Annotated in this window: 9 protein-coding genes; 7 read left to right on the forward strand and 2 right to left on the reverse strand. The window is 46.7% G+C overall.

Features of this window, described 5'->3' with window-relative positions; genetic code table 11:
- Nucleotides 1-9 precede the first annotated feature (9 nt).
- The 7 genes from U0033_RS26890 (at nt 10) to U0033_RS26920 (ending at nt 19,804) form a co-directional block, all read left to right on the forward strand.
- Nucleotides 10-1,755 carry an exo-alpha-sialidase gene (locus U0033_RS26890; RefSeq protein ID WP_072360149.1) on the forward strand — a complete coding sequence of 582 codons (1,746 nt, stop codon included), beginning with the start codon at nt 10-12 and terminating at the stop codon, nt 1,753-1,755.
- Nucleotides 1,755-5,405 (forward strand): family 78 glycoside hydrolase catalytic domain, encoded by a 3,651-nt coding sequence (locus U0033_RS26895; protein WP_072360142.1) that lies wholly within the window; start codon nt 1,755-1,757, stop codon nt 5,403-5,405. Before U0033_RS26890 ends, U0033_RS26895 begins: the two co-directional genes overlap by 1 nt.
- On the forward strand, nt 5,378-6,325 hold the full coding sequence (locus U0033_RS26900) for a sugar phosphate isomerase/epimerase family protein (RefSeq protein ID WP_072360138.1): 948 nt from the start codon (nt 5,378-5,380) through the stop codon (nt 6,323-6,325). Before U0033_RS26895 ends, U0033_RS26900 begins: the two co-directional genes overlap by 28 nt.
- The gene (locus U0033_RS26905; RefSeq protein WP_072360136.1) at nt 6,318-10,283 is read left to right on the forward strand and encodes a glycosyl hydrolase; all 3,966 of its coding nucleotides are present in this window, start codon (nt 6,318-6,320) and stop codon (nt 10,281-10,283) included. Before U0033_RS26900 ends, U0033_RS26905 begins: the two co-directional genes overlap by 8 nt.
- A 1-nt stretch (nt 10,284) precedes the next feature.
- Nucleotides 10,285-14,862 carry a family 78 glycoside hydrolase catalytic domain gene (locus U0033_RS26910; protein ID WP_245801758.1) on the forward strand — a complete coding sequence of 1,526 codons (4,578 nt, stop codon included), beginning with the start codon at nt 10,285-10,287 and terminating at the stop codon, nt 14,860-14,862.
- A gap of 346 nt (nt 14,863-15,208) precedes the next feature.
- Nucleotides 15,209-18,298: a SusC/RagA family TonB-linked outer membrane protein gene (locus tag U0033_RS26915; protein WP_083571496.1), complete on the forward strand. Its 3,090-nt coding sequence runs from the start codon at nt 15,209-15,211 to the stop codon at nt 18,296-18,298.
- 24 nt (nt 18,299-18,322) lie between these two features.
- The gene (locus U0033_RS26920; protein ID WP_083571507.1) at nt 18,323-19,804 is read left to right on the forward strand and encodes a RagB/SusD family nutrient uptake outer membrane protein; all 1,482 of its coding nucleotides are present in this window, start codon (nt 18,323-18,325) and stop codon (nt 19,802-19,804) included.
- Between the two features lie 92 nt (nt 19,805-19,896).
- On the opposite strand, the gene U0033_RS26925 is transcribed toward U0033_RS26920, so the two are convergent.
- Together U0033_RS26925 and U0033_RS26930 are read right to left on the reverse strand one after the other, a co-directional pair.
- Nucleotides 19,897-22,458 (reverse strand): zinc-dependent metalloprotease, encoded by a 2,562-nt coding sequence (locus U0033_RS26925; RefSeq protein ID WP_072360125.1) that lies wholly within the window; start codon nt 22,456-22,458, stop codon nt 19,897-19,899.
- 24 nt (nt 22,459-22,482) lie between these two features.
- On the reverse strand, nt 22,483-23,868 hold the full coding sequence (locus U0033_RS26930; RefSeq protein WP_072360123.1) for a RagB/SusD family nutrient uptake outer membrane protein: 1,386 nt from the start codon (nt 23,866-23,868) through the stop codon (nt 22,483-22,485).
- Between the last annotated feature and the right edge of the window lie 11 nt (nt 23,869-23,879).

Raw genomic sequence — 23,879 nt, forward strand, 5'->3', positions numbered from 1 at the left:
TAGCATTTTATGAGGATACTGATCGTGATCTTATTGTGTACTACGACTGTGCTGGCACAGGACAAAGTACATTATTCAGGTAGCACACTGGTGAATGTGGATTACCACCACGGGGCATTACAGGCTGTTACCGGTGTGCATAACATACAGGTGATGCGGGCTAACCGTAGCAATGGTGGCTGGACTTACAACCATGCCCCTATGCTGGCTTACTGGAATAAGCAGTTTTACCTGGAATACCTGAGCGATAGTATCGGCGAAAGTGTACCCCCGGGTCGTACGCTGCTCCTGACTTCTAAGGATGGAGAGACCTGGTCTGAACCATTGGTTATATTTCCCCCCTATAAGATCCCGGATGGCACTTCGAAAGAAGGCCATCCCGGGGTTGCTCGTAACCTGTATGCAGTCATGCACCAGCGTATGGGCTTTTATGTGTCAAAGCGAAATCACCTGCTGGTACTCGGTTACTACGGTATCTGCCTGGATGCAAAAGATGATCCTAACGATGGGATGGGCATAGGCCGGGTAGTAAGAGAAATACTCCCCGATGGCAGGTATGGCCCCATTTATTTTCTACACTATAACAAAGCCTGGAATGCAGGCAATACCTCATATCCCTTTTATACCACCAGCAAGGACAAGGCATTTGTGGCTGCCTGCAATGAGCTGATGGCCACCCCACTCATGATGATGCAGTGGAATGAAGAAGCTGACAGGGATGATCCTTTAATACCCTTACAAAAGAATTACAAGGCATTTTGTTATTACCATCTCCCTAACCATGATGTGGTAGGATTGTGGAAAAATGCACTTTCTGCGATCAGTAAAGATGAAGGTAAAACCTGGTCCACCGTAGCCCGTGCGCCAGGCTTTGTGAATAGCAATGCCAAGATCTGGGGGCAAAAGACCTCCGATGGCCGCTATGTGACGGCGTATAATCCATCTGAATACAGGTGGCCGCTGGCTGTGTCAGTCAGCGATGATGGACTTGACTACAAGAATTTATTGTTAGTAAATGGTGAAGTTGCTCCCATGCGTTATGGTGGCAATTATAAATCCTACGGACCACAATATGTACGCGGTATCGAAGAAGGCAACGGCACTCCTGAAGACGGAAAACTATGGGTGACCTACAGTATGAACAAGGAAGATATCTGGGTAGCACGTATTCCTGTTCCGGTTTCAACAAGGGCCTCAGATGAATGGAATGTATACAGTCCTTTGTGGGCACCAGTAAAGATCGATGGTGATCAACTAACCCTGTCAGACAAGGATCCTTTTGATTATGCAAAGGCAGAAAAGGTCATTACTCCTGCATCACAACTGGAGGTGTCATTTACCGTCACAGCAAAACAGAATAATCATGGTCAGTTGCAATGTGAATTAGTAGATAAAAAAGGTCTGCCTGCTATCCGGCTCATCTTTGATGCAGACAGCACCTTGAAAGCAAAGGCCGGTGCACGCTATAAGAATTTCATGAAGTATGCACCTGATTCAGTATATCATATCCGGCTCACAGTCAATACCAGCAATCGTTTCTACACAGTCAATGTAAACGGGAAAGATGTGTTGACAAGTCTGAGTTTTGCACCGATAGATGCGGTTGCGGGGATTGTATTCCGTACAGGAGAACCCCGGCATTTCCCGGATGCAGATACGCCTGCTGATGTAGTTACAGATCTGCCACATGCAAATGAAACAGAAATACATACCGCTATCTATCAAATCCAGTCACTTAAAACGAAAGAATTGTAATGCATGCATTGTTCCTGATATTATTGTTCCATCTGCGTTGTGAAACGCTGGAGAACCCTGTGGGTATAGATGTGGCACAACCCAGGATGAGCTGGGAAATACGTGGAGAGGAGCAGGGGCTCATGCAAACGGCCTACCAGGTTATTGTGGCTTCTTCACTTGAAAAATTAGCAAAGAATGAAGGCGATCTGTGGAATTCAGGAAAAGTAAAGAGTGATCAGTCCATACAGGTAGTTTACAATGGTAAAGCCCTGAAAAGCAGGCAGGACTGCTATTGGAAAGTAAGGGTCTGGACAAACAGGGGAGAGTGTGCATGGAGTAAACCTGCCCATTGGAGTATGGGCTTATTACATCCTGAAGACTGGAAAGGCCGGTGGATAGGGGCAGATACTTCTTTTGCCTGGGATAGTGCGCATACGCAGTTTTCAAGGCTTTCAGCCCGTTATTACAGAAGGGATTTTACCAGCCAGTCATCGCTTAAAAAAGCCACTTTATATATCGCGGGGCCTGGTTTGTATGAGGGCTTTATAAATGGCCGCCGTATTGGAACAGAGGTATTATCTCAGTCACCAACTGACTATCGGAAAACGCTGCGGTATAATACTTATGATGTAACCGGTTTGATACAGAATGGAGCAAATGCGATTGGCGTAACACTTGGGAATGGCCGTTATTTCACCATGCGGCAAAACTACAAGCCTGCCAAGATCAATACATTTGGTTATCCCCGCTTATTACTACAGTTGGAGTTGGAATATGCAAATGGTAAAAAGCAAATAATAGCCAGTGATAAAAGCTGGCAATTAACAGCGGATGGACCTATCCGGACAAATAATGAATATGATGGCGAAGAATATGATGCCAGGAAGGAAATGCCCGGTTGGAATAATGCAGGCTTCCATGCCGGCGGCTGGCAGGCTGTGGATATCGTGCCTGCGCCCGGTGGTAAACTCGTAGCCCAGCTCAATGAACCGCAGCGCATTACCGCCACCATCAAACCCCTTTCCATCAAGCCCTTAAAAGATAAATGGATCGTAGACATGGGGCAGAACTTTGCCGGCTGGTTACAGATAAAAGTAAAAGGGCAAAGGGACGAGCAGGTAAAATTACGCTTTGCGGAGAGCTTGCAGAAAGATGGAAGCTTGTATATAGCAAATCTCCGGGATGCTAAAGTAACTGACATCTATACACTGAAAGGTGGCGGCCTTGAAACATGGCATCCTACCTTTGTATACCATGGTTTCCGCTATGTGGAGATCAGTGGTATTCTTCCTGGAGAAATAGAAGGACAGGTGATCAATGATGATTTGATTACCACCGGTACATTCGAAACATCTGATCCAACTATCAACCAAATTTACAAAAACGCCGTATGGGGGATCCGTTCCAACTACAAAGGCATGCCGGTAGATTGTCCACAGCGCAATGAACGTATGCCCTGGCTGGGAGACCGGACAACAGGTGCTTTAGGAGAGAGTTTCATTTTTGACAACAGCAAGCTATATGCAAAATGGCTGGATGATATAGCCGATGCACAACTGGAAACCGGTGCTATTCCCGATGTAGCCCCTGCCTACTGGAGATACTACTCAGATAATATGACCTGGCCGGCCGCTTATATTCTCATAGCCGGCTATCTCTACGATCAGTTTGGAGAGGTAACGCCAATGCGCAAACATTATCCGTCCATGAAACGCTGGCTCAGCTACATGCGTGAAAAGTATTTTGTAGACGGCATCATGACGAAGGATAAGTATGGGGATTGGTGTGCACCCCGACCAACAGACGGTAAACTGATCGCTACGGCAATGTATTATCATTTACTAACTGTCATGGATACATTTGCAGGTATTTTACACTATCCGGAAGATCAGTCATTATTTGCAAAACAGGCTGCGCAGGTAAAAGATTCATTCAATCAGCATTTCCGCCATAATAGCAAGGAAAATACCTACAATACCCTCACCGCAAATCTGCTCCCGCTCTATTTCGACATGGTACCTGAAAATGAGCGGCAGCAGGTATTTAAAGCCATCGTCGATACTATTCACCGGAATGGAGATCACCTTTCCACAGGTGTAATCGGTACCCAGTTTTTAATGCGTACCCTCACCGGAAATGGCCGTGCTGACCTGGCATATCTCATTGCCGCAGATAGAGACTATCCTGGATGGGGGTACATGGCAAACCAGGGGGCTACTACCATCTGGGAATTATGGAATGGAGACAAAGCCGCTCCAAACATGAACTCCCAAAATCATATCATGCTCCTGGGTGATTTAATCGTCTGGTTTTATCAAAGCCTTGCAGGTATCCAGGGAGAAAACGGGTTTAAGCACATCATCATGAAGCCACAACCCGTGCCCGGCCTGGAAGAAGTGAATGCCGGTTACCAGTCCATGTATGGTTTCATTCACTCACACTGGAAAAAAACTACAGATGCTTTTGACTGGCAGATCAGTATACCTGTAAATACTAAAGCAACCATATACCTGCCCGCTAACGATACTTCCCGGATTAAGGGTTTAGGCGATCATGCAAAATTCATTAAGGCAGCAGATAACAGACTGGTATATGAACTGGGTTCAGGTGATTATTATATCCATATCGTCCAACCCGATCGCTGGAAAAAAGGTATCATAACGGATGAAGACATCTTCACCACCGCCCCCTTCCCGGAATCACACGCTGCCACCATTGCCGAAACCAGCCAGGGCTTGGTAACTGCCTGGTTTGGTGGAACCAAAGAAAGAAACCCGGATGTAGGCATCTGGATAAGCCGCCAGGTGAATGGTAAATGGACACAACCTGTAGAGGTGGCAAATGGAATACAAAACGATACCCTGCGCTATGCCTGCTGGAACCCTGTATTATTCCAGGTGCCAGCTGGCGATCTATTACTCTTTTACAAAGTAGGCCCTAATGTAGCCGGCTGGAAAGGGTATATGAAGACCTCTGCAGATGGAGGTGTCACCTGGACAGCCGCCAGGCAATTACCCGATGGGTTCTTAGGCCCGGTGAAAAACAAACCACTCTTACTACCAGGTGGAAAACTCCTTTGCCCCAGCAGCACAGAAGGTCATGGTTGGAATATCCACTTCGAACTCACCACAGACACAGGTAAAACCTGGACAAAGATCGGTCCTTTGCAAAAAGATAGTACCATCAATGCCATTCAACCCAGCATCCTGCAATATGGCAATGGGAAAATGCAGATCCTGTGTCGCAACAAAGGAGGTAATATCGTTCAGTCATGGTCACTGGATAGTGGAAAAACATGGTCGCCGCTTTCCCTCAATTCATTACCTAATAACAATTCCGGTACTGATGCAGTCACTTTAAAAGATGGTCGTCAGCTGATTGTGTATAACCACGTCTCCACACCCAAAGGTGCCGGCAAAGGCAGGCGTACTCCACTGAATGTATCACTCAGTGAGGATGGTATCCATTGGTCAGCAGCCTTAGTGCTGGAAAATTCACCGGTAAGCCAGTACTCCTACCCCGCAGTCATTCAGTCCTCAGATGGATATATTCACATTGTATACACATGGCGCCGGCAAAGGATCAGGTATGTGAAGATCGATCCCCGGCAGCTGGAACTCACACCCATAAATAACGAACTATGGAAAACAGCAGACGCAGGTTTATAGCACAATCAGCATTACTCGCTGCAGGCATCTTACTGCCCGGTTCTCTTACTGCAAAAGCAAGCGGCTTACTACCCGTTTCACCATCAGCAGATGACGCCCTCACAGGAACAGGCAGGTGGAAAGCACCTCATTACCGCATTGCTGTATGTGACTGGATGATCCTGAAACGCCAGAAACTGGGGGCTTTCCAGCTGACCAAAGAAATCGGTGCCGATGGCCTGGAACTGGATATGGGAGGCCTGGGCGACCGCCCTGCATTCGACAATAAACTCAGGGATGCCGCTACCCGCCAGCAATTCCTGGACAAAGCTAAAGAACTGAACATCGCTATCAGCTCTATCGCCATGTCAGGATTCTATGCACAATCCTTTGCAGAAAGAACCGAAACACCTGACCTGGTACAGGATTGTATCGATACCATGGTGGCTATGAACGTAAAAATCGCCTTCCTGCCACTCGGCGTAAAAGGAGATCTGTTACAGCATCCGGAATTGCGCCCGCAAATCGTGCAAAGACTAAAAGAAGCCGCAGTAAAAGCAAAGAAAGCAGGTGTGATCATCGGTATAGAAACTGCCTTATCCGCAGCCGAAGAGGTCAGGCTCCTGGACGAAATCAATTCAAAGCATATCCGGAGCTATTTCAATTTCTCTAACGCTATCAAGGAAGGCAGGGATTTGCAGGAGGAATTGAAAACCCTTGGCGTCCATCGTATCTGCCAGATCCATTGCACCAACACAGACGGCGTATGGCTGGAAAATGATCCTAAGATCAATATGCCCGCAGTGAAGAAAACACTGGATGATATGGGCTGGAAAGGCTGGTTGGTGATAGAACGCTCCCGCGATGCAAACGACCCGAAGAATGTAAAAAAGAACTTTAGCGCAAATGCCGCTTATCTGAAATCAATATTCCATGCGTAGTGTCCTTATTTGTTTTCTTTTATTATTGAGCACCACTTTACACGCACAGCAAAATGCCAAACCATGGGTGTTCTGGTATTGGATGTATGCCGCAGTATCGCCCGAAGGGATCCATGCGGACCTGGTAGCCATGAAAGAAGCCGGTCTGGGTGGCGCTTACCTGATGCCCATCAATGGTAAAACTACGTATACGCCTGTAGCAGAACAACTCAGCCCCGCATGGTGGGAGCTGGTACACTATGCTTCACAGCAGGCTGATAGTCTCGGTTTACAATTGGGTATGCACTTCTGTGATGGCTTTGCCGTAGCAGGAGGCCCCTGGATCACACCCGCACTCAGCATGCAGAAAGTAGTGTGGACAAGTACTGAGGTAAAGGGTCAATTCAATGGAATCCTGCCACAACCCACTACCAACGAAGCTTACTATAAAGACATTGCAGTACTGGCTTTCCCACTTATCAAAGAGGATCAATCCACACCTGTAGTGACCACGAGCCTTCCTAACGTAAATGCACAAATTCTAGCAAACAAAAACAACAAAGATAATATCAAAAGCACCGATCCCTGCTGGATCCAATATACCTATGCAGCGCCATTTACCTGCCGCTCTATTCTCATTCGTGGCAATAACTACCAGGCGCAGCGACTAAAACTTTCTGTGAGTGATGATGGCATAAGCTTCCATGAAGTATTGCAGATGACGGCTCCCCGCCATGGCTGGGCCGATTCAGATGCCGATCATACCTATTCCATTCCGGCTACCACCAGTCGTTACTTTCGCTTTGACTACAACAAAGCCGGTTCCGAACCCGGTGCAGAAGACCTGGACAACGCCAAATGGAAACAAAGTCTGAAGATCACAGGTATCCATTTATCCAATCAGCCCCGTATTGATCAATTTGAAGGAAAGAGCGGGGCTATCTGGCGGATCAGTAATACAATTACCAATACAGACCTGGCCATTCCGCAAGATCAGATCATTGACCTGACTGCTAAAACCGATGCAAAGGGGCATCTGCAATGGAAAGCTCCAAAGGGTGACTGGACCATCCTGAGAATAGGTCATACCTCCACCGGGCATAAAAATGTAACCGGAGGTGCAGGTGCCGGCCTGGAATGCGATAAGTTCAACCCTGCTGCTGTTCGTTTCCAGTTTGATCACTGGTATGGAGAAGCGCTTAAACGTGCTAAGCTGAGTGTACTACATGTGGATAGCTGGGAATGTGGAAGTCAGAACTGGTCGTCCGTATTCAGAGATGCTTTTAAAAAGCAACATGGCTATGATCTGCTTAAATGGCTGCCGGCAATGGCAGGCATTCCTGTGAATAACGGGCCTGCGTCTGAACAATTCTTATCAGATATTCGGCGTACAATCAATCATTTAATTCAGGTTAACTTTTACGATACTTTAAGTGTATTGGCACATTCAAACGGGGTCGCCTTCAGTGCCGAAAGTACAGCGCCAATGATCACAGCCGATGGCATGGAGCATTACCACGCGGTAGATTACCCAATGGGAGAATTCTGGCTGCGCAGTCCTACACACGATAAGCCCAATGATATGTTGGATGCCATTTCCGGCGCTCATGTCTATGATAAACAAATCATTCAGGCGGAGGCATTTACAGAATTACGGAATAACTGGGATGAATATCCGGGCATGTTGAAAACCAGCATCGATCGCAACTTCGCGCTAGGTATCAATAAATTAGTCTTCCATGTATTTGCACACAATCCCTGGATGGACAAAAAGCCGGGCATGACCCTGAATGGCATTGGCCTCTACTTCCAGCGTGATCAGACCTGGTGGCCCTATGTATCAGGCATGGTGGATTATGTAACCCGTTGTCAACAGCTGTTACAGCAGGGAAAACCCGTTGTGGATATCGGTGTGTATACAGGTGATAACCTGCCTAAAAGAGCCGTATTACCAGCACGTTTAGTTCCCTTATTACCCACACTTTTCGGTGACAGCACCATTCAAAGAGAAAAAAGAAGACTGGCAAATGTAGGTGAACCTACTATGGAAATGCCGGCAGGTGTCACCGCCAGCGCCAATATATCAAAGGCAGAAGACTGGATAGATCCCCTGCATGGCTATGCCTATGATTCCTATAACAGACCCGCTGATAGCGCGAGATACCGTATCTCCCTCAAGCTCACGGATACACTGAAGCATATCAATGTTCCTCCTGACTTCATTTCAGGGGAACCCGGTATTGCCTGGACCCATCGTTCTGCTCCGGATAAGGAGATCTATTTTGTTTCTAATCAGCAGGATAAAGAACGTCACTTGCAGCTATCCTTTAGGGTACAAAACAAGATGCCGGTATTGTATGATGCAGTACAGGATATGTATCTGCAACCTGAAGCCTCACAAGTCAAAGGAGACAGAACTGAATTATCATTATCGCTCCCGCCAAACGGTTCTATGTTCGTGTTATTCACAAACAAGCCCCTGCACAATGTGCATAAACAAACGAATGATGCGCCTTTCAAGACCCTGGACAATCCATGGAAAGTAAGCTTCACACCAAATGATACCGTGCTGTTTGAAAAACTGACCGACTGGAGCCAACATGCATCAGGTAAGATCAGGTACTTTTCCGGTACAGCGCATTATATCCAAAACTTCCAGCTGGATAATCCTCCAGCTGCCATCCTGCTCGATCTGGGAAATGTTGCCAACATCGCAGCCGTAAAAGTCAACGATACCGACTGTGGCATTACCTGGACGCCACCCTACCGGGTAGATATTTCCAAAGCAGTACATCCCGGGCTGAATAAGATCGACATCGCTGTCACTAACACCTGGGCGAACCGTATAATCGGCGACAGAACCCAGCCAAAGACAACCTACAGTATTGTTGCTGACAAGCAGGCCGGCGGTCATTTACTCCCCGCAGGTTTATTAGGTCCTGTAAAGCTGCTCTCTGATTACCAGGTAGCAGATTCCGTGATGGAACGTGTGTATAACGAAGTGAAGACCCCCTATAAATACGGCCTTGTCATGGTGCCTGCAAATGACACCCTGAAAATGGACTGCCCCGGTATCTTCCGGAAAAACAACGAATGGTACATGGTCTACATCGTATTTGATGGACGGGGCTACGAAACCTGGCTGGCCAAAAGCAAAGACCTGCTGAACTGGCAAAGCCTTGGCAAAATGATGTCCTTTTCTGACAGCGCTACCTGGGATGCTAACCAGAAAGCCGGCTATACCGCCCTGCAGGATTACAAATGGGGTGGTAATTACGAATGGCCTGCCTACAAAGGAAAACATTGGTTATCTTACTTTGGTGGTGTAAGCACCGGTTATGAAGCAGGTTTATTATCCATTGGTATTGCTTATACTGACCAGGATATTACCAAAGCCCATGAGTGGAAAAGATTGCCACAGCCCGTGCTGAAAGCAACGGATGCTGATGCCGGCTGGTGGGAGAACAATACGATCTACAAAAGTTCTGTGATCCGCGATGTACAAAAACGAACTGGTCATTCCTTCATCATGTATTACAATGCAAAAGGAGATAGCCTGAAACCAAAGAGAGGGAAGGAGCGGATAGGTATGGCGGTATCTGATGATATGGAACACTGGTCACGCTGGAGCAGGGATCCCATACTGGATCATTACACAGGCATTACAGGAGATGCAGTGATACAGCAAATGGATAGCCTGTATGTGATGTTCTATTACGGTGCCTTCTGGAAAGACAAGCCAAAAGAAGCTTTCAACCGTTTCGCCTGCTCTTATGACCTCGTGCATTGGACAGACTGGAAAGGAGCTGATCTGATCAATTCTTCCGAACCTTATGACAACCTCTTTGCACACAAATCTTTTGTAGTGAAATGGAATGGTGTCGTCTATCATTATTACTGCGCAGTAGACAAGGCAGGGCATAGGGGCATAGCAGTAGCTACTTCAGTTGATAAAGGGAAAAGTAAATTAACTTATTAATATGATCCGGATTATCCTCGTCAGCATATGTTTATCCTTTTTGATGCCAGCCAGCGCACAGCAGTTATTTGATGATGATTGGCTGTTCTACAGGGGCAATGCACAGGGTGCTGAAAATCCTGCATTCAATGATAAAGAATGGAGAAAAGTAGACCTGCCGCATGACTGGAGCATAGAAGACCTGCCGGGCACAAATTCACCGTTTAGTCCGGGAGCGATCAGCCAGGTAAGTGGTGGTTTTACCACCGGTGGTACCGGCTGGTATCGCAAGCATTTTACTGTTTCAAAAAAGACCCCAAAATTGATCCTGCAATTCGATGGTGTATACATGAATGCTACGATCTGGCTCAATGGAAAAAAGTTAGGCAAACACCCCTATGGGTATACCACATTCAGTTATGATATTACTGATAAAGTAGAAGAAGGGAAAGAGAATGTGCTTGCAGTACTTGTAAGGAATGAAGGAGAGAATAGCCGCTGGTATGCGGGTTCAGGTATTTACAGGCATGTATGGTTAAAGAGTCACCAGCACAACATTTTCATCACTACGCCGCTTGTGAATAGAAACGCAGCGACTGTTGTTATTAAAACTAATGAACAGGCGACTACCCGTATTTACAACCAGGTTGGAGTATTGGTCGCCACACAACCATCCACCCCATCTGTAAGCCAGCAATTCCATATCGCCAAACCATCCCTCTGGTCAGTAGATACCCCCGGTCTGTACAAAGCCATTACAATTATCGATACTGATACAATTACCACTCTTTTCGGTATCCGCACCTTTACCGTTGATGCCGTAAACGGTGCCCGTCTGAATGGTATCCCTATCAAGCTAAAAGGCGGCTGCGTGCACCACGACAACGGCCCCCTGGGTGCCAAAGCCTACGATCGCGCAGAAGAACGAAAAGTAGCCTTACTGAAAGCAAGTGGATACAATGCTATCCGTTGTGCCCATAATCCCCCTTCTCCGGCTTTTTTAGACGCTTGCGACCGTTTAGGTATGTTAGTGGTCGACGAGGCATTTGATACCTGGAAAGACCCTAAAAACCCCGAAGATTACCATGTATTCTTCAACGACTGGTGGCAGCGAGATCTTGAAAGCATGGTAAACAGGGATAGGAACCATCCTGCTGTGATCATGTGGAGCATTGGCAACGAAATCCCTCACCGGGAAAAACCGGAAGTAGCTGCCGTCGCCCATACCCTGCGCCACTACCTCTTACAGCTGGACAGCACCCGCCTTATTACCTGTGGTGTAAACGGCATCGCCCCCGATAAAGATACTTTCCTCTCCGCCCTCGATGTGGCGGGCTATAACTATGCCCTGGATAAATACGAACCTGATCATGCACGTGTACCCAATCGCGTAATCATGGCTACTGAATCTTTTCCGCTGGATGCCGGTACCTACTGGGAAGGCGTGATCAAACATCCCTGGGTGATCGGTGATTTCGTCTGGACAGCCTTCGACTACATCGGCGAAGCCAGCATCGGTTGGTTAGGCTATATGCAGCACCAGGGTTTCTATCCCTGGAACCTCGCGTATTGTGGAGACATAGACATCTGTGGCTGGAAACGTCCGCAATCCTATTACCGCGATGCCCTCTGGATGCCCGGTCAGTTATCCCTCTTTGTACACCCACCGCAGCCAACTTATGCACTTAACCCTGACAAAATAGACTGGAGCCGCTGGGAATGGCAGGATGTAAGCGATAGCTGGAACTGGCCGGGTAATGAAGGCAAACCATTGGAAGTGGTCGCCTACAGTTCATATGAGCAGGTAGAATTATTCCTCAATGGCAAATCACTGGGCAAAAAAGCAGTCAAAGATCACAGTGCCAGCTGGCAGGTACCCTATACAGCAGGTACCCTTACCGCTGTAGCAGGGAAAAAGAAGGCGACCCTGGTTACCACCGGCCCGGCAGAAAAATTACAATTACAATCCGATACCCTGCAGCTCGCACCCAATAACCAGGACCTTGCCTACATCACCGTCAATGTACTGGATAGTGCAGGCCATCGCCATCGGGGCGATACCTCAATGATCAATTTTAAAGTAGAAGGCCCTGCCACTATCGTAGGCGTCGGCAACGCGGATCCCCGCAGCCTGGAAAGTAACCAGGCGGCCCGGAGAAAAGCCTTCCATGGCCGCGCCCTGGTGATCATCAAAGCAGGTAAAACACCCGGTGCCATTCGTCTCACAGCCAGCAGTCCAAATTTACAAGCTGCCGAAATCACCTTCAATAGCGCCGGCCTGCAGCCATCAGCCATCACATTCAACAATACCCGTCCCCAATGGATCGCTTATGAGGAAATGCCTGATAGTCTGAGGCTGGTACCCGGTTTGCCCGATGATAAAACCAAAGCACAACAAAGGACGGTCACTCCCTTATTCCGCAAAACCTTCACTACCACCCAACCTGTAAAATCCGCCCGGCTCAGCATCACCGGACTAGGGCATTACGAGTGTACCATCAATGGTAAAAAAGTCGGTAATCATTTCCTGGCCCCCGGCTGGACAAACTACGACAAACGTGTTTTATACAATAGCTACGATATCACCCATTACCTTAAAAACGGGGAAAACGCCATCGGCGTCATCGTTGGCAATGGCTTTTATTACATCAACAAAGAAAGATACCATAAACTGCTCACTGCATTCGGCTATCCAAAAATGTACTGCGAGCTGGAACTCACCTACCTGGATGGTAGCAGGACAACGATCGTCTCTGACCAAAGCTGGAAAACAGCTCCCTCACCTGTTACTTATACCAGCATCTACGGTGGTGAAGACTACGATGCCCGGCTGGAGCAGGATGGCTGGGATTGCCCGGGATTTGATGATCAAAGCTGGCAAAATGCCTTAGTGGTTAAAGCGCCCAAAGGTACACTGGAAGAAGAAAAAGACTACCCGGTCACACTTGCGGAATCCATCCCTGTCAAATCTGTCCATAACAATGTCTACGATTTTGGTCAGAACGCATCCGGCATCATCTCTTTAAAGATAAAAGGTCACAAAGGGCAAACCATCCAGTTAATCCCTGCTGAATTATTAACATCCACCGGTCTTGCAAACCAGCGGGCTACCGGCAAACCTTATTACTACAGTTATACCCTGAAAGGCAATCAGGTCGAAGAATGGCAGCCCCGCTTTACCTACACAGGTTTTCGCTATGTACAGGTAGAAGGTGCCAGGCCGGATCAGATCATTGACCTGAAATTATTGCACAACCGGAACTCTTCTCCTGAAAATGGCAGCTTTACCTGCTCCAATCCCTTATTCAACCAGATCTACGACCTGGTCAAATGGGCCATCAAAAGTAATCTGCAAAGTGTAGCTACGGACTGCCCGCACCGAGAAAAACTTGGCTGGCTGGAACAGGATTACCTCATGGGAAATTCTATCCAGTTCAATTACGATGTGCGCCTTCTTTATCAAAAACTAGTCAGGGATATGATCGATGCACAAACCCCGGAAGGCCTCGTTCCCGACATTGCCCCCGAATATGTTTTCTTCGATGATAAAGGTTTTGGCTTTCGCGATTCTCCGGAATGGGGGAGTGCCTGTGTGATCCTGCCATGGCTGCTCTACAAATGGTATGGGGATATCGGAACGATGCAAACGGCTTACCCCATGATGCAGCGATATATTGCTTATTTAGAAAGTAAAGCAAACAATCATATCCTATCATATGGTCTCGGCGACTGGTTCGACTATGGCCCTGCCCGCCCCGGTGTTGCACAACTCACCCCCAAAGACCTCACCGCTACTGCCATCTATTATTATGATTGCAAGCTAATGGCAGATATGGCAGCTGTGCTGAAAAAGAAAGATGCCGGCACTTACCGTACGCTGGCCGCCGATATCAAATCAGCTTTCAACAATAAATTCTTTAACAAACAAACCAACGTATACGCCACCGGCAGCCAAACCGCCATGGCAATGCCCCTCTGTACCGGCCTCGTAGATGAAACAAACAAAGCAGCCGTATTTAAAAACCTCACCGACAGCATTATTCACAATAATAATAAACTCACTGCCGGCGATATCGGTTTTCATTTCCTGGTGCAAGCCTTGCAGGAAGGCGGCGCCTCTCAGCTTATTTATGATATGAACTGTCGTAACGATGTGCCTGGCTATGGTTACCAGATCGCCAAAGGCGCTACTGCACTCACAGAATCATGGCCCGCACTTGCCGAAGTTTCCAACAATCACCTCATGCTGGGCCATATCATAGAATGGTTTTACAACGGCCTTGCCGGCATCCAGCAATCAGCCAGCTCCATCGCATACCGCGACATTGTCATCAAACCAGAAATAGTAGGTGATATCACACACGTAAAAGCAAGCTATCACATTCCCGATGGTATCATTCGCAGTGAATGGGAACTAAAGAATCAACATTTTACCTTACATGTAAGCATTCCATCAAACACAAAAGCGAGTATAATGCTCCCCATTACTTCCGCCCAAAGCATTTCAAAAAACGGTCAGAAAATCAAACCCACACAATATGAAAACGGTAGGGCTGTCATCAGAATAAGTTCCGGTGAGTACACATTTTCCGTTTATTAAAACCGACGCATTTTCGCCACTGTTAAAAAAATTATAAAAAGTTAGCGCGTGTTAATAAAAAATTTTTAGATTTGTTACTCAACCTTGTGTAATGCAAGATCACGTTATGGGTATTTATTGATTAATCCAGTGAGTAGTATTTCATTTATCCGGTGTGTAGTAATTGATTAATCCAATTGTTAATTTTTTCACTTAAAACTTTATTGTAGTCGGACCAAAAAACGTAACAGCCATCTTTGTTTAACTAAACTAAAACGATTTACTTATTGACCCGGGCACTCCACGGTGTTCAGGGCTGTATAATATGTCCATAAAAGAGTAATCAGATCACATACTAAATAGTTCCATGATGAATCGTAACAACCATTTCATGCGTTGTACAGGATTGCTATTCCTGTTAACCATGCTGCAATTCCACACCCTGATGGCCCAGCAAAGGAAGGTCACAGGGCAGGTCTCAGGTAAGGAAGGACCACTCACAAATGTATCAGTGCAGGTAAAAGGCACCACCACGGGTGCGTACACAGACGACAAAGGACAGTTCACTATCGCAGTGCCTAATTCCAGCGCTGTATTGGTAGTACGTTATGTAGGTATGGAAACCAAAGAAGTACCTGTCGGGGATCAGACAAACTTTAATATTGTATTAACCTCATCCGCCAGCGATCTGAACGAAGTGGTCGTAGTCGGTTATGGTACTACCAAACGTACAGACCTCACCGGTAGTGTGGGTAGCGTAAATGCAAACGAGTTGATGGAAAGACCATCCCTCACCCTGCAACAGGCCATGGCAGGTAAAGTAGCTGGGGTAGCCGTAAATACTAACTCCGGCCGCCCTGGTGGCCGTACCAGCGTACGTATCCGTGGTTTTGGTTCCATCAAAGCTACCAACGATCCGCTGTATGTAGTAGATGGTATCGTATACCCTTCTGACATCTCTACCATTAACCCGAACGATATCGAAAGCATGGACATCCTCAAGGATGCATCTGCTACCGCTATCTATGGTACCCGTGGTGCGAACGGTGTAATTATGATCACTACTAAAAAAGGTAGTAAGAAAGGTGGTGTAGTTAACTACAGCGGTTATGTAAGTGCCGGTAAAATGGCCCGCAAACAGGATGTACTGAACTCAAAAGAGTTCCTGGCTACAGAAGACCTGGCTTATGCCAATGCAGCCAAATTCGATCCTACCGGTTTCGCAAATGGCGCATACAAAGATCCTAAAGTGAAGCGTGCACAATATATCGGTACCCTCTTCGACTCCAACCTGAATCCACTCTACGATGTAGACTGGCAGGATGCCGTAACACGCACCGCTATCAGCCAGGGTCATAACCTCTCTTTCTCAGGTGGCGACGAAAAGTCTACTTATGGTTTATACCTGGGCTATAATGACGAACAGGGGGTGATTAAAGAATCTTATGCAAAAAGATATACTGCCCGCGCTACTATGGACCGCCAGATGAATGACTGGCTGAAAGTAGGTGGTACTATCGGTTACGTGGTAAACAAAGAAAAAAGACAGGATGCAACCACCGGTGGCAACAACGTAACCCGCCAGATGATCGAAATGATCCCGATCGTTCCTTTCAAATATCCTAATGGCACCTACGGTAAAAGAGGAGATTATGAAGGAATGGAATCAGGTGATAACCCACTGTCACAGTTGTACGAAGACAGGCGTCAGTATAATAATAATGTCTTTAACGGTAACGTATATGCTAATATCCAGCTATACAAAGACCTGGTATTTACCAGTACATTCGGTGCCAACGTGCGTGATGAATACGATCCTTATTTCAATAGCACGCTCTCTAACCTGGCAAATGAATATGGTAAGAACTATGCTGAAATCACCTCTTATCACTCTACTTTCTACCAGTGGGAAAACCACTTCACCTACAATAAGACAATCGGTAAAGATCATCGTGTCAGTGCTACTGTAGGTCAGGAAATACAAAAATTGAACTACCTGAAAGATGTAGTAGCTGTACAAAGCCTGAGTGACGACTACTATGGCTGGAATAACCTGGGTTCTGCTTCTACGGTAAATACGCCCTCTTCTGAAGCTTACTCATGGGCCATGGCATCATTTTTCGCCAGGGCAAACTATGCATTCAAAGATCGTTACCTGGTGACATTCACAGGCCGTTATGATGGTAGTTCCCGTTTTGGTGCGGACAATAAGTTTGCCTTCTTCCCATCTGCAGCATTAGGCTGGCGTTTGTCTGAAGAGCCTTTCCTGAAAGACAACCCAACTGTTAATAACCTGAAACTGCGTGCGAGCTATGGTCTGACCGGTAACTCCGAAATTGGTCAGTACAAGTCACTGGCAAACATGACTTCCAATACCCTGATCTTCAACGGTACCCGTGCTGCCGGTACTGTAATCAGCACCATGGCAAACCCGGACCTGAAATGGGAAAAGACCAAACAGGTGGACGTGGGCTTTGACCTCTCCCTGTTCAACAGCCGTGTGAACATCGCTGCTGACTATTATAAAAAGAATACCAAAGATCTCCTGCTCGATGCACCGGTTCCTGCTTCCAGCGGTTATGCTACGCTGACCCGTAACATTGGTAGCCTGCAGAACTCCGGTTTCGAATTCAGTCTGAATACGGTGAACATTGATCGTAAAAACTTCTCCTGGAATTCTACGCTCAACTTCTCCACACTGAAGAACAAGATCACTGCACTGGGCAGCAATAACGAAGACATCTTCATGAACCCTAATTTCCTGGATTATACCAACATCCTGCGTGTGGGTAAATCAGTAAGCTCCTTCTATGGTTATGTGCGTGAAGGTACCTGGAGCACTGCTGAAGCAACACAGGCTGCGAAGTATGGCGCTAAACCAGGTGACCTGAAGTTCAAAGATATGAACGACGACGGCCAGATTAACAGCCGGGACCGCACCATCATTGGTAAAGGTATTCCTGACTGGTATGGTACATTCTCCAACAGTGTACGTTACAAGCAATTTGACTTCCTGCTGGAATTACAATATTCCTATGGTAATGATGTATTCAAACTGGCAGAACACTCTTCTGAAGACAGGACCGGTATTGCAAACAGCTTCTCAACCGTGCTGAATGCATGGACGCCTGAGCACCAGAATACGCCGATCGCACAGATCAGGCCTACGGCTGCCGGTTACACCAGTAAGCTGGATAATCACAAAGTAGAGAATGGTTCATTCATCAGGGGTAAGAATATTTCCTTTGGTTATAACCTGGCAGAAGCTGCCTGTAAGAGAATAGGTGTAGGAAATGCACGTGTATATGTAGCTGCACAGAACTTCTTCCTGATTACCAAATACACAGGTTATGATCCGGAAACAACCACCTGGGATGACACCTTTGCACAGGGTATGCAGTTCCATGACTATCCTAAAGCAAGAACTGTCATGCTGGGCCTGAATGTTACTTTCTAATCACTGACCTCTTAAATGAACATTATGAACCGCAGTATAATCGTTTTATTGAGCCTCTCCCTGATGGGAATGACAGGCTGTAGTAAATTCCTCGAAGAAAAGAATCCATCTTCCATTACGATGGATAACTACTATAAAAATGCTACCCAGGCACAGTCAGCCGTAGATGGTGCTTACGAACAACTGAGAGTATTCCAGAATGGGGATGGCTATGGTGAAACCCCATGGATCTCTATGGAAATGCTGGTAGGACATGCTAAAACACTGGGTCAGAGTACCTACAACAGTAGTATGATCAAACATACAGCCGGTACCAGCGATCCTGTATTCATGTCTGTATGGAAAGGTTTTTACAATGGTATTTCCAACTGTAATGTGGCCATCCAGCACATTCCTGATGTAAGCATGGATGAAACCCAGAAGAGCAACCTGATGGGGCAGTTATACTTCCTGCGTGCTTTCTATTACTACCAGTTGGTAAGATTATATGGCGATGTACCATTGGTACTGCAAGGGGTTAGCGCCACCAGCCCGGAACTGTACCCAAGCCGCACTGCTACTGCAGCAATATACGACCAGATCGTAAAAGATCTGCAGGCTGCAGAATCATCTAAAATGGCTACTACCAATATTACAGGCCGTGCATCTATCATGGCAGCAAAATCTTTGCTGTCCAGCGTATACCTTACCATGGCAGGCTACCCATTACAGAAAGGTACTTCTTACTACCAGCTGGCTGCTGATAAGGCAGCTGAAGTGATAGACGGAGGTGGCTATCAACTGTTTACCAGCTATGCTTACCTGCATGACAGGGCGCATAAAAACGGTAGTGAGTTCATTATGCAGGTGCAATATTCAGGAAGTATCATTTCCAACAATATTGCCCGCCTGATTATTCCAGAAAAGATCGGGATCTCTAAATTCGGTGATGAATATGGTGCACTCATGCCATACAACCAGTTCGTAGCATCTTACGAAACAGGGGATAAACGTACAGAAGAAAAACAATTCTTCTTTACCAATTACAATGGCAGAGACTTTGGTGAATATGCACTCTATAAATACTGGTTGGAGGAAGCGGCTAACCCAAGCACCGGTGATGCTAACTCTGATGAGAACTGGACCCTGTTCCGCCTGCCTGAGATCATGCTGATCTATGCAGAAGCCAGCAATGAAGTGAGTGGACCTACAGAAAAAGCATATGCACAGATCAATGCCATTCGTGCAAGAGCTAACCTGTCAGCATTGTCTGGTCTGAGCAAGGCCGATTTTCGCCAGCAGGTATGGAAGGAGCGATATCATGAACTGGCGTTCGAAGACAAAGCTTACTTTGATATCCAGCGTACACACATGATGTATGATCTGCCAAACAATGTATTTGTAGATGCTACCAGCAAGGCAAATATCCAGGGTATTACCTTTACGACGAAGTACTACACCTGGCCACTGCCACAAAATGAACTGGATGCGAACAAGAATCTTACACAGAACGAAGAATGGAAATAATACATGCTCCCAAATAGAAAAACGCCTGCGAAAGCAGGCGTTTTTTTTACATAGGGTTTCCCAGGATAGCTGGGGTTGCGTTCATTCTATCTTTACTTTATCAATCCTTGTTTTTCTGCGGCTAACTGTGCATTGATCCTTGTTACCAGATCATTATAGTGCAGTTTTGTCAGCTTGTCCAGTCCTGCATTAGCGGCCTGTTTTTTACAAAGTGCCAGGATAGCCAGCATGTTTTCTTTTACAAGTGCTCTTTCGTCTGACTTGTCAAAGTTGAAACCAAATGGCATGACCTGGTCACTGATATTACCTTCGCCCTGATTAGCATATACCTGCTGCATCAGTCTTGCCACATAACTTTTCTGCAAAGCACGACGGTACAGATCTACATTCTTACCAGCATACGCTTCAGAGAAGATACCTTTATTCAGGTCTTCAAACATTTCTGTCAGCGTATATACCTTTACATGATTCTTAGCTGCATACACCTGTTCAGACCATAAGAGACGGCTGAAACGTGCACGGCCCAGGATCGCATTCAGCATATCGCGCTGAGCTTCGCTGATCTCAGTAGGGAAGTTCAGTGTAGTTCTGTCCAGCAGTTCGCTGTACATCCAGGTTGGCGTTTCAAACAGTTGCTTGTTGATGAATGCCATCGCAGCTTTCTGTTTCTCATATGGAGCTGGCTCAATGTTGCTCTTAGCAGCATCGCCTACCATGTTTTCAGTTACATAAACGCTGCCGATATTGGCCATAGCGTGACCTACATACATGAAGAACTGGCTGTACAGGGTTTTGATCTGCTCCATTGGCTTATCAAAATCTTCACCTTTTTCGCCAGCCCAGCTCAGCACACCCGGCATTAATCTTTTCAGATTTTTGATACCATATTCACCCGCTTTCACTGCATCATCACCCAGGTCTTCGTTCTGGCAACGTGCATCTGTGAAGTTTACTTCACTGCCAAAGTACAGGCGGTGGTTGGCAGCCAGGCTATCGCTCACCATTTTAGACAGCGCTACTTTTTCTTCAGCAATAGTTTTGTATTCGTTATGCATATCATATCCCCACTTAATCGCCCACATGTCGTAGTCATTAATGCGTGGGAATAATCCTGCTTCGCCAATATGATCTTCAGGCTGTGCTACGTAGTTGAAACGTGCATAGTCCATGATAGAAGGGGTGTGGCCATGTGCTTCCACCCATGCTTTGTCGCGCAGTTTCTCAACTGGTACAGTAGAGCTGGAGCCGAAGTTGTGCAGCAGGCCCAGTGTGTGACCTACTTCGTGAGAAGATACGAAACGGATGAGTTGCCCCATCAGTGAATCCGGCAGTTCATTGCTCAGTGCACGGGGATCAACAGCACCGCATTGTGCCATATACCAGCGTTGCAGCAGGCTCATTACGTTGTGATACCAGAAGATATGGCTTTCAATGATCTCACCGCTGCGTGGGTCAGATACGCTTGGGCCCATGGCATTGGCAATCACAGAAGGGCGATAGATGATAGCAGAGTGGGTGGCATCGTCGATGCTCCAGGTGCTGTCTTCTTCTTTGGTAGGAGCGATGCGTGCATATACTGCATTTTTGAAACCGATCTTTTCAAAGGCTTTCTGCCAGTCGTTCACACCCTGCATCAGGTAGGGTACCCATTTCTTAGGGGTGGTAGGATCGATGTAGTATACAATTGGTTTAGCTGGTTCTACCATTTCACCACGTTTGTATTTCTCTACATCTTCAGGTTTAGGTTCCAGTCTCCAGCGTTTTACATAGATCTGTTGTTTTACACCCTGTGGATCTGCATCGTAGTCAATATAACCTACGGCGAAGTAACCTACGCGGCCATCCATGGCCCTTGCCCTCATTGGCTTTTCAGGCAGCAATACCATAGAAGAGTTCAGTTCTACGGTATAGGAAGAAGAGGTAGGGTTCAGGCCTGCATTGTAAGTCTTTACAGTATGTACTTCTACATTTGAGTTGAAAGCACGTACATAATCTACAAAGCTGCGATCATTCACCTGTCCGCCCATGCCTGCTCTGTCTTTCAGTTTTTTGCTCTGGAAGTACAGCACTTCATTGTCGCTGTTGACAAATTCAGTCGCGTCGAATACAACGCCACTGGAATCTGGTGAGTACGCAGCGATAGGCCATGCCATGGCAATTGCCTGTACATTGTTCTTCTGAACGCTGGCAAACATAGCCTGTGAACTGTCTGCACTATATTCTCTGAAAGAGATCCGGCGTAATAATAATTTTTTAGAAGGACCGGGTTCGAAACGGAAAACAGTTTCACCAATCTGATCACCGGCGTATCCTGAGCTACCATTGCGCATTTCAGCAGATGCTTTTGAAATACGGCTAACGATCAGGATGTCTCTGCCCATCATTTTATTCGGCACTTCGAAGAAATACTTATCTTCTTTCTGGTGTACAGTGATGAAACCTTTGGTAGATTTCATGTCAGCCGTAATTACGTCCTTGTATGGTTTTACGGGAGAGGGACCTGATTTTTTCGTCGTGTCAGAAGGTGTGGCGCTTTTCTGTGCGGCTGCGGGTTGTTTCTTTTTGTGTCTAAAGATCTGACCATGAACGGTGGTCACCGCCATAAGAGAAACCCCTATGGCGATGGCCATCGCTGAACGTTGGCATTTTAGCATGATTTGTTTGAGTTTTGTTATTTATTAGTAACCGTCATTCTGTGTTAGATTCGGATTCAGCTGGATCTGTCCTACCGGGATCGGGAACAGGGCTGCTTCCTTTTTCCAGGTAGTTTTCTCAGCACCCAGTACGGCGTCAATGGTACCGGTACGCTTCAGGTCATACCAGCGGTTACCCCACTCGAATGCCATTTCTACCTGGCGTTCGTGGTAGATAGCAGCCAGCAGGTCATCGTTACTACCGGTATAGCCACCGAGGCCTGCCCTTGTACGTACAATGTTCAGATTTGTGATCGCATCTGAATAGGCACCCAGGTGTGCCTGTGCTTCTGCAAGTACCAGGTACATATCAGCAAGACGGAACATCACATATACTTCCCTGTTAGCAGCGTCGTATAACCTGTTCTTATATTTTGTAGGGTAATTGTAAGTCGTTCCATACAATGTTGCTTGCGTGATCCAGGTCGCCTTACGAAGGTCATTTTGTTCAAATGCATTCACCAGGATGGGATTAACCTGGTAAGCAGGTGCTGAGTAGATAGAAGATGGCAGTAGGATATAGCCTTCTCCTGTCTGGAAGTTTGTGCTGGATGTATTTACATTACTACCTGGCAGGGCCCAGATGCTTTCATTGCTGGTCTGGTAGAATACCGTAGTGGGTGTACTTGCCAGGGAATAGAGACCGGATGCTAAGATCTGGTTCACCATCAGTGCTGCACTATCCCATTGCTGGCGGTATAAGAATACCTTGGCAGAAAGTGCCATTGCTGTGTACAGGTTAGGACGGTACCTGGTACCGGCAATAGACGGATATTTTGGCTGAAGTACGGAGCGGGCTTCTGCCAGATCTGTCTGGATCAATTTATACACTTCATCTACACTTACTCTTGGCTGGGTAGCAGTCACATTGTAATCAGTGACTGTCACCAGCGGCACACCACCCCAAAGGTTTACCATCTGGAAGTAATAAAAGGCACGGTCAAATTTTACCTCAGCTACAAGTGCACGCTTCAGGGAGTCACTGATAGCTTTCGTAGCGCTGATGCCGGCTATGCAGGCATTCATCTGGTAAAGATTGGTGTATGCTGAACTCCATAAACCGCTTACAGTTCCATCATCTGCCAGGTAGGCATTGTTCACATAGGTAGAACTATAGGAATATTTCAGTTCATCTGCAGCCAAACCAGTATAAATAGTTACCTGTGTAGCGCCAATAGTACCACTGGAAGCATTTGCTTTGAAGTTGTTATAAACACCTGCTACAGCAGATATAATATCAGCACTGTCGCTAAAAACGGTGCTTTCTGAGATCTGATCGATCGGATGAGACGGAATATCAACCAGCTTGTTACAGGACATTGCAAACAGCGCCGCCGCTGCAATGGTATATATAGAAAGATTTTTCTTCATGATAGATGCGT

This window comes from Chitinophaga sancti (assembly GCF_034424315.1).
GTDB lineage: Bacteria > Bacteroidota > Bacteroidia > Chitinophagales > Chitinophagaceae > Chitinophaga > Chitinophaga sancti.

Coding starts and splice junctions, on each gene's coding strand:
- U0033_RS26910 (WP_245801758.1), top strand. CDS start 10,285: ATGATCCGGATTATCCTCGTCAGCATATGTTTATCCTTTTTGATGCCA.
- U0033_RS26915 (WP_083571496.1), top strand. CDS start 15,209: ATGATGAATCGTAACAACCATTTCATGCGTTGTACAGGATTGCTATTC.
- U0033_RS26890 (WP_072360149.1), top strand. CDS start 10: ATGAGGATACTGATCGTGATCTTATTGTGTACTACGACTGTGCTGGCA.
- U0033_RS26925 (WP_072360125.1), bottom strand. CDS start 22,458: ATGCTAAAATGCCAACGTTCAGCGATGGCCATCGCCATAGGGGTTTCT.
- U0033_RS26930 (WP_072360123.1), bottom strand. CDS start 23,868: ATGAAGAAAAATCTTTCTATATATACCATTGCAGCGGCGGCGCTGTTT.
- U0033_RS26900 (WP_072360138.1), top strand. CDS start 5,378: ATGGAAAACAGCAGACGCAGGTTTATAGCACAATCAGCATTACTCGCT.
- U0033_RS26895 (WP_072360142.1), top strand. CDS start 1,755: ATGCATGCATTGTTCCTGATATTATTGTTCCATCTGCGTTGTGAAACG.
- U0033_RS26905 (WP_072360136.1), top strand. CDS start 6,318: ATGCGTAGTGTCCTTATTTGTTTTCTTTTATTATTGAGCACCACTTTA.
- U0033_RS26920 (WP_083571507.1), top strand. CDS start 18,323: ATGAACCGCAGTATAATCGTTTTATTGAGCCTCTCCCTGATGGGAATG.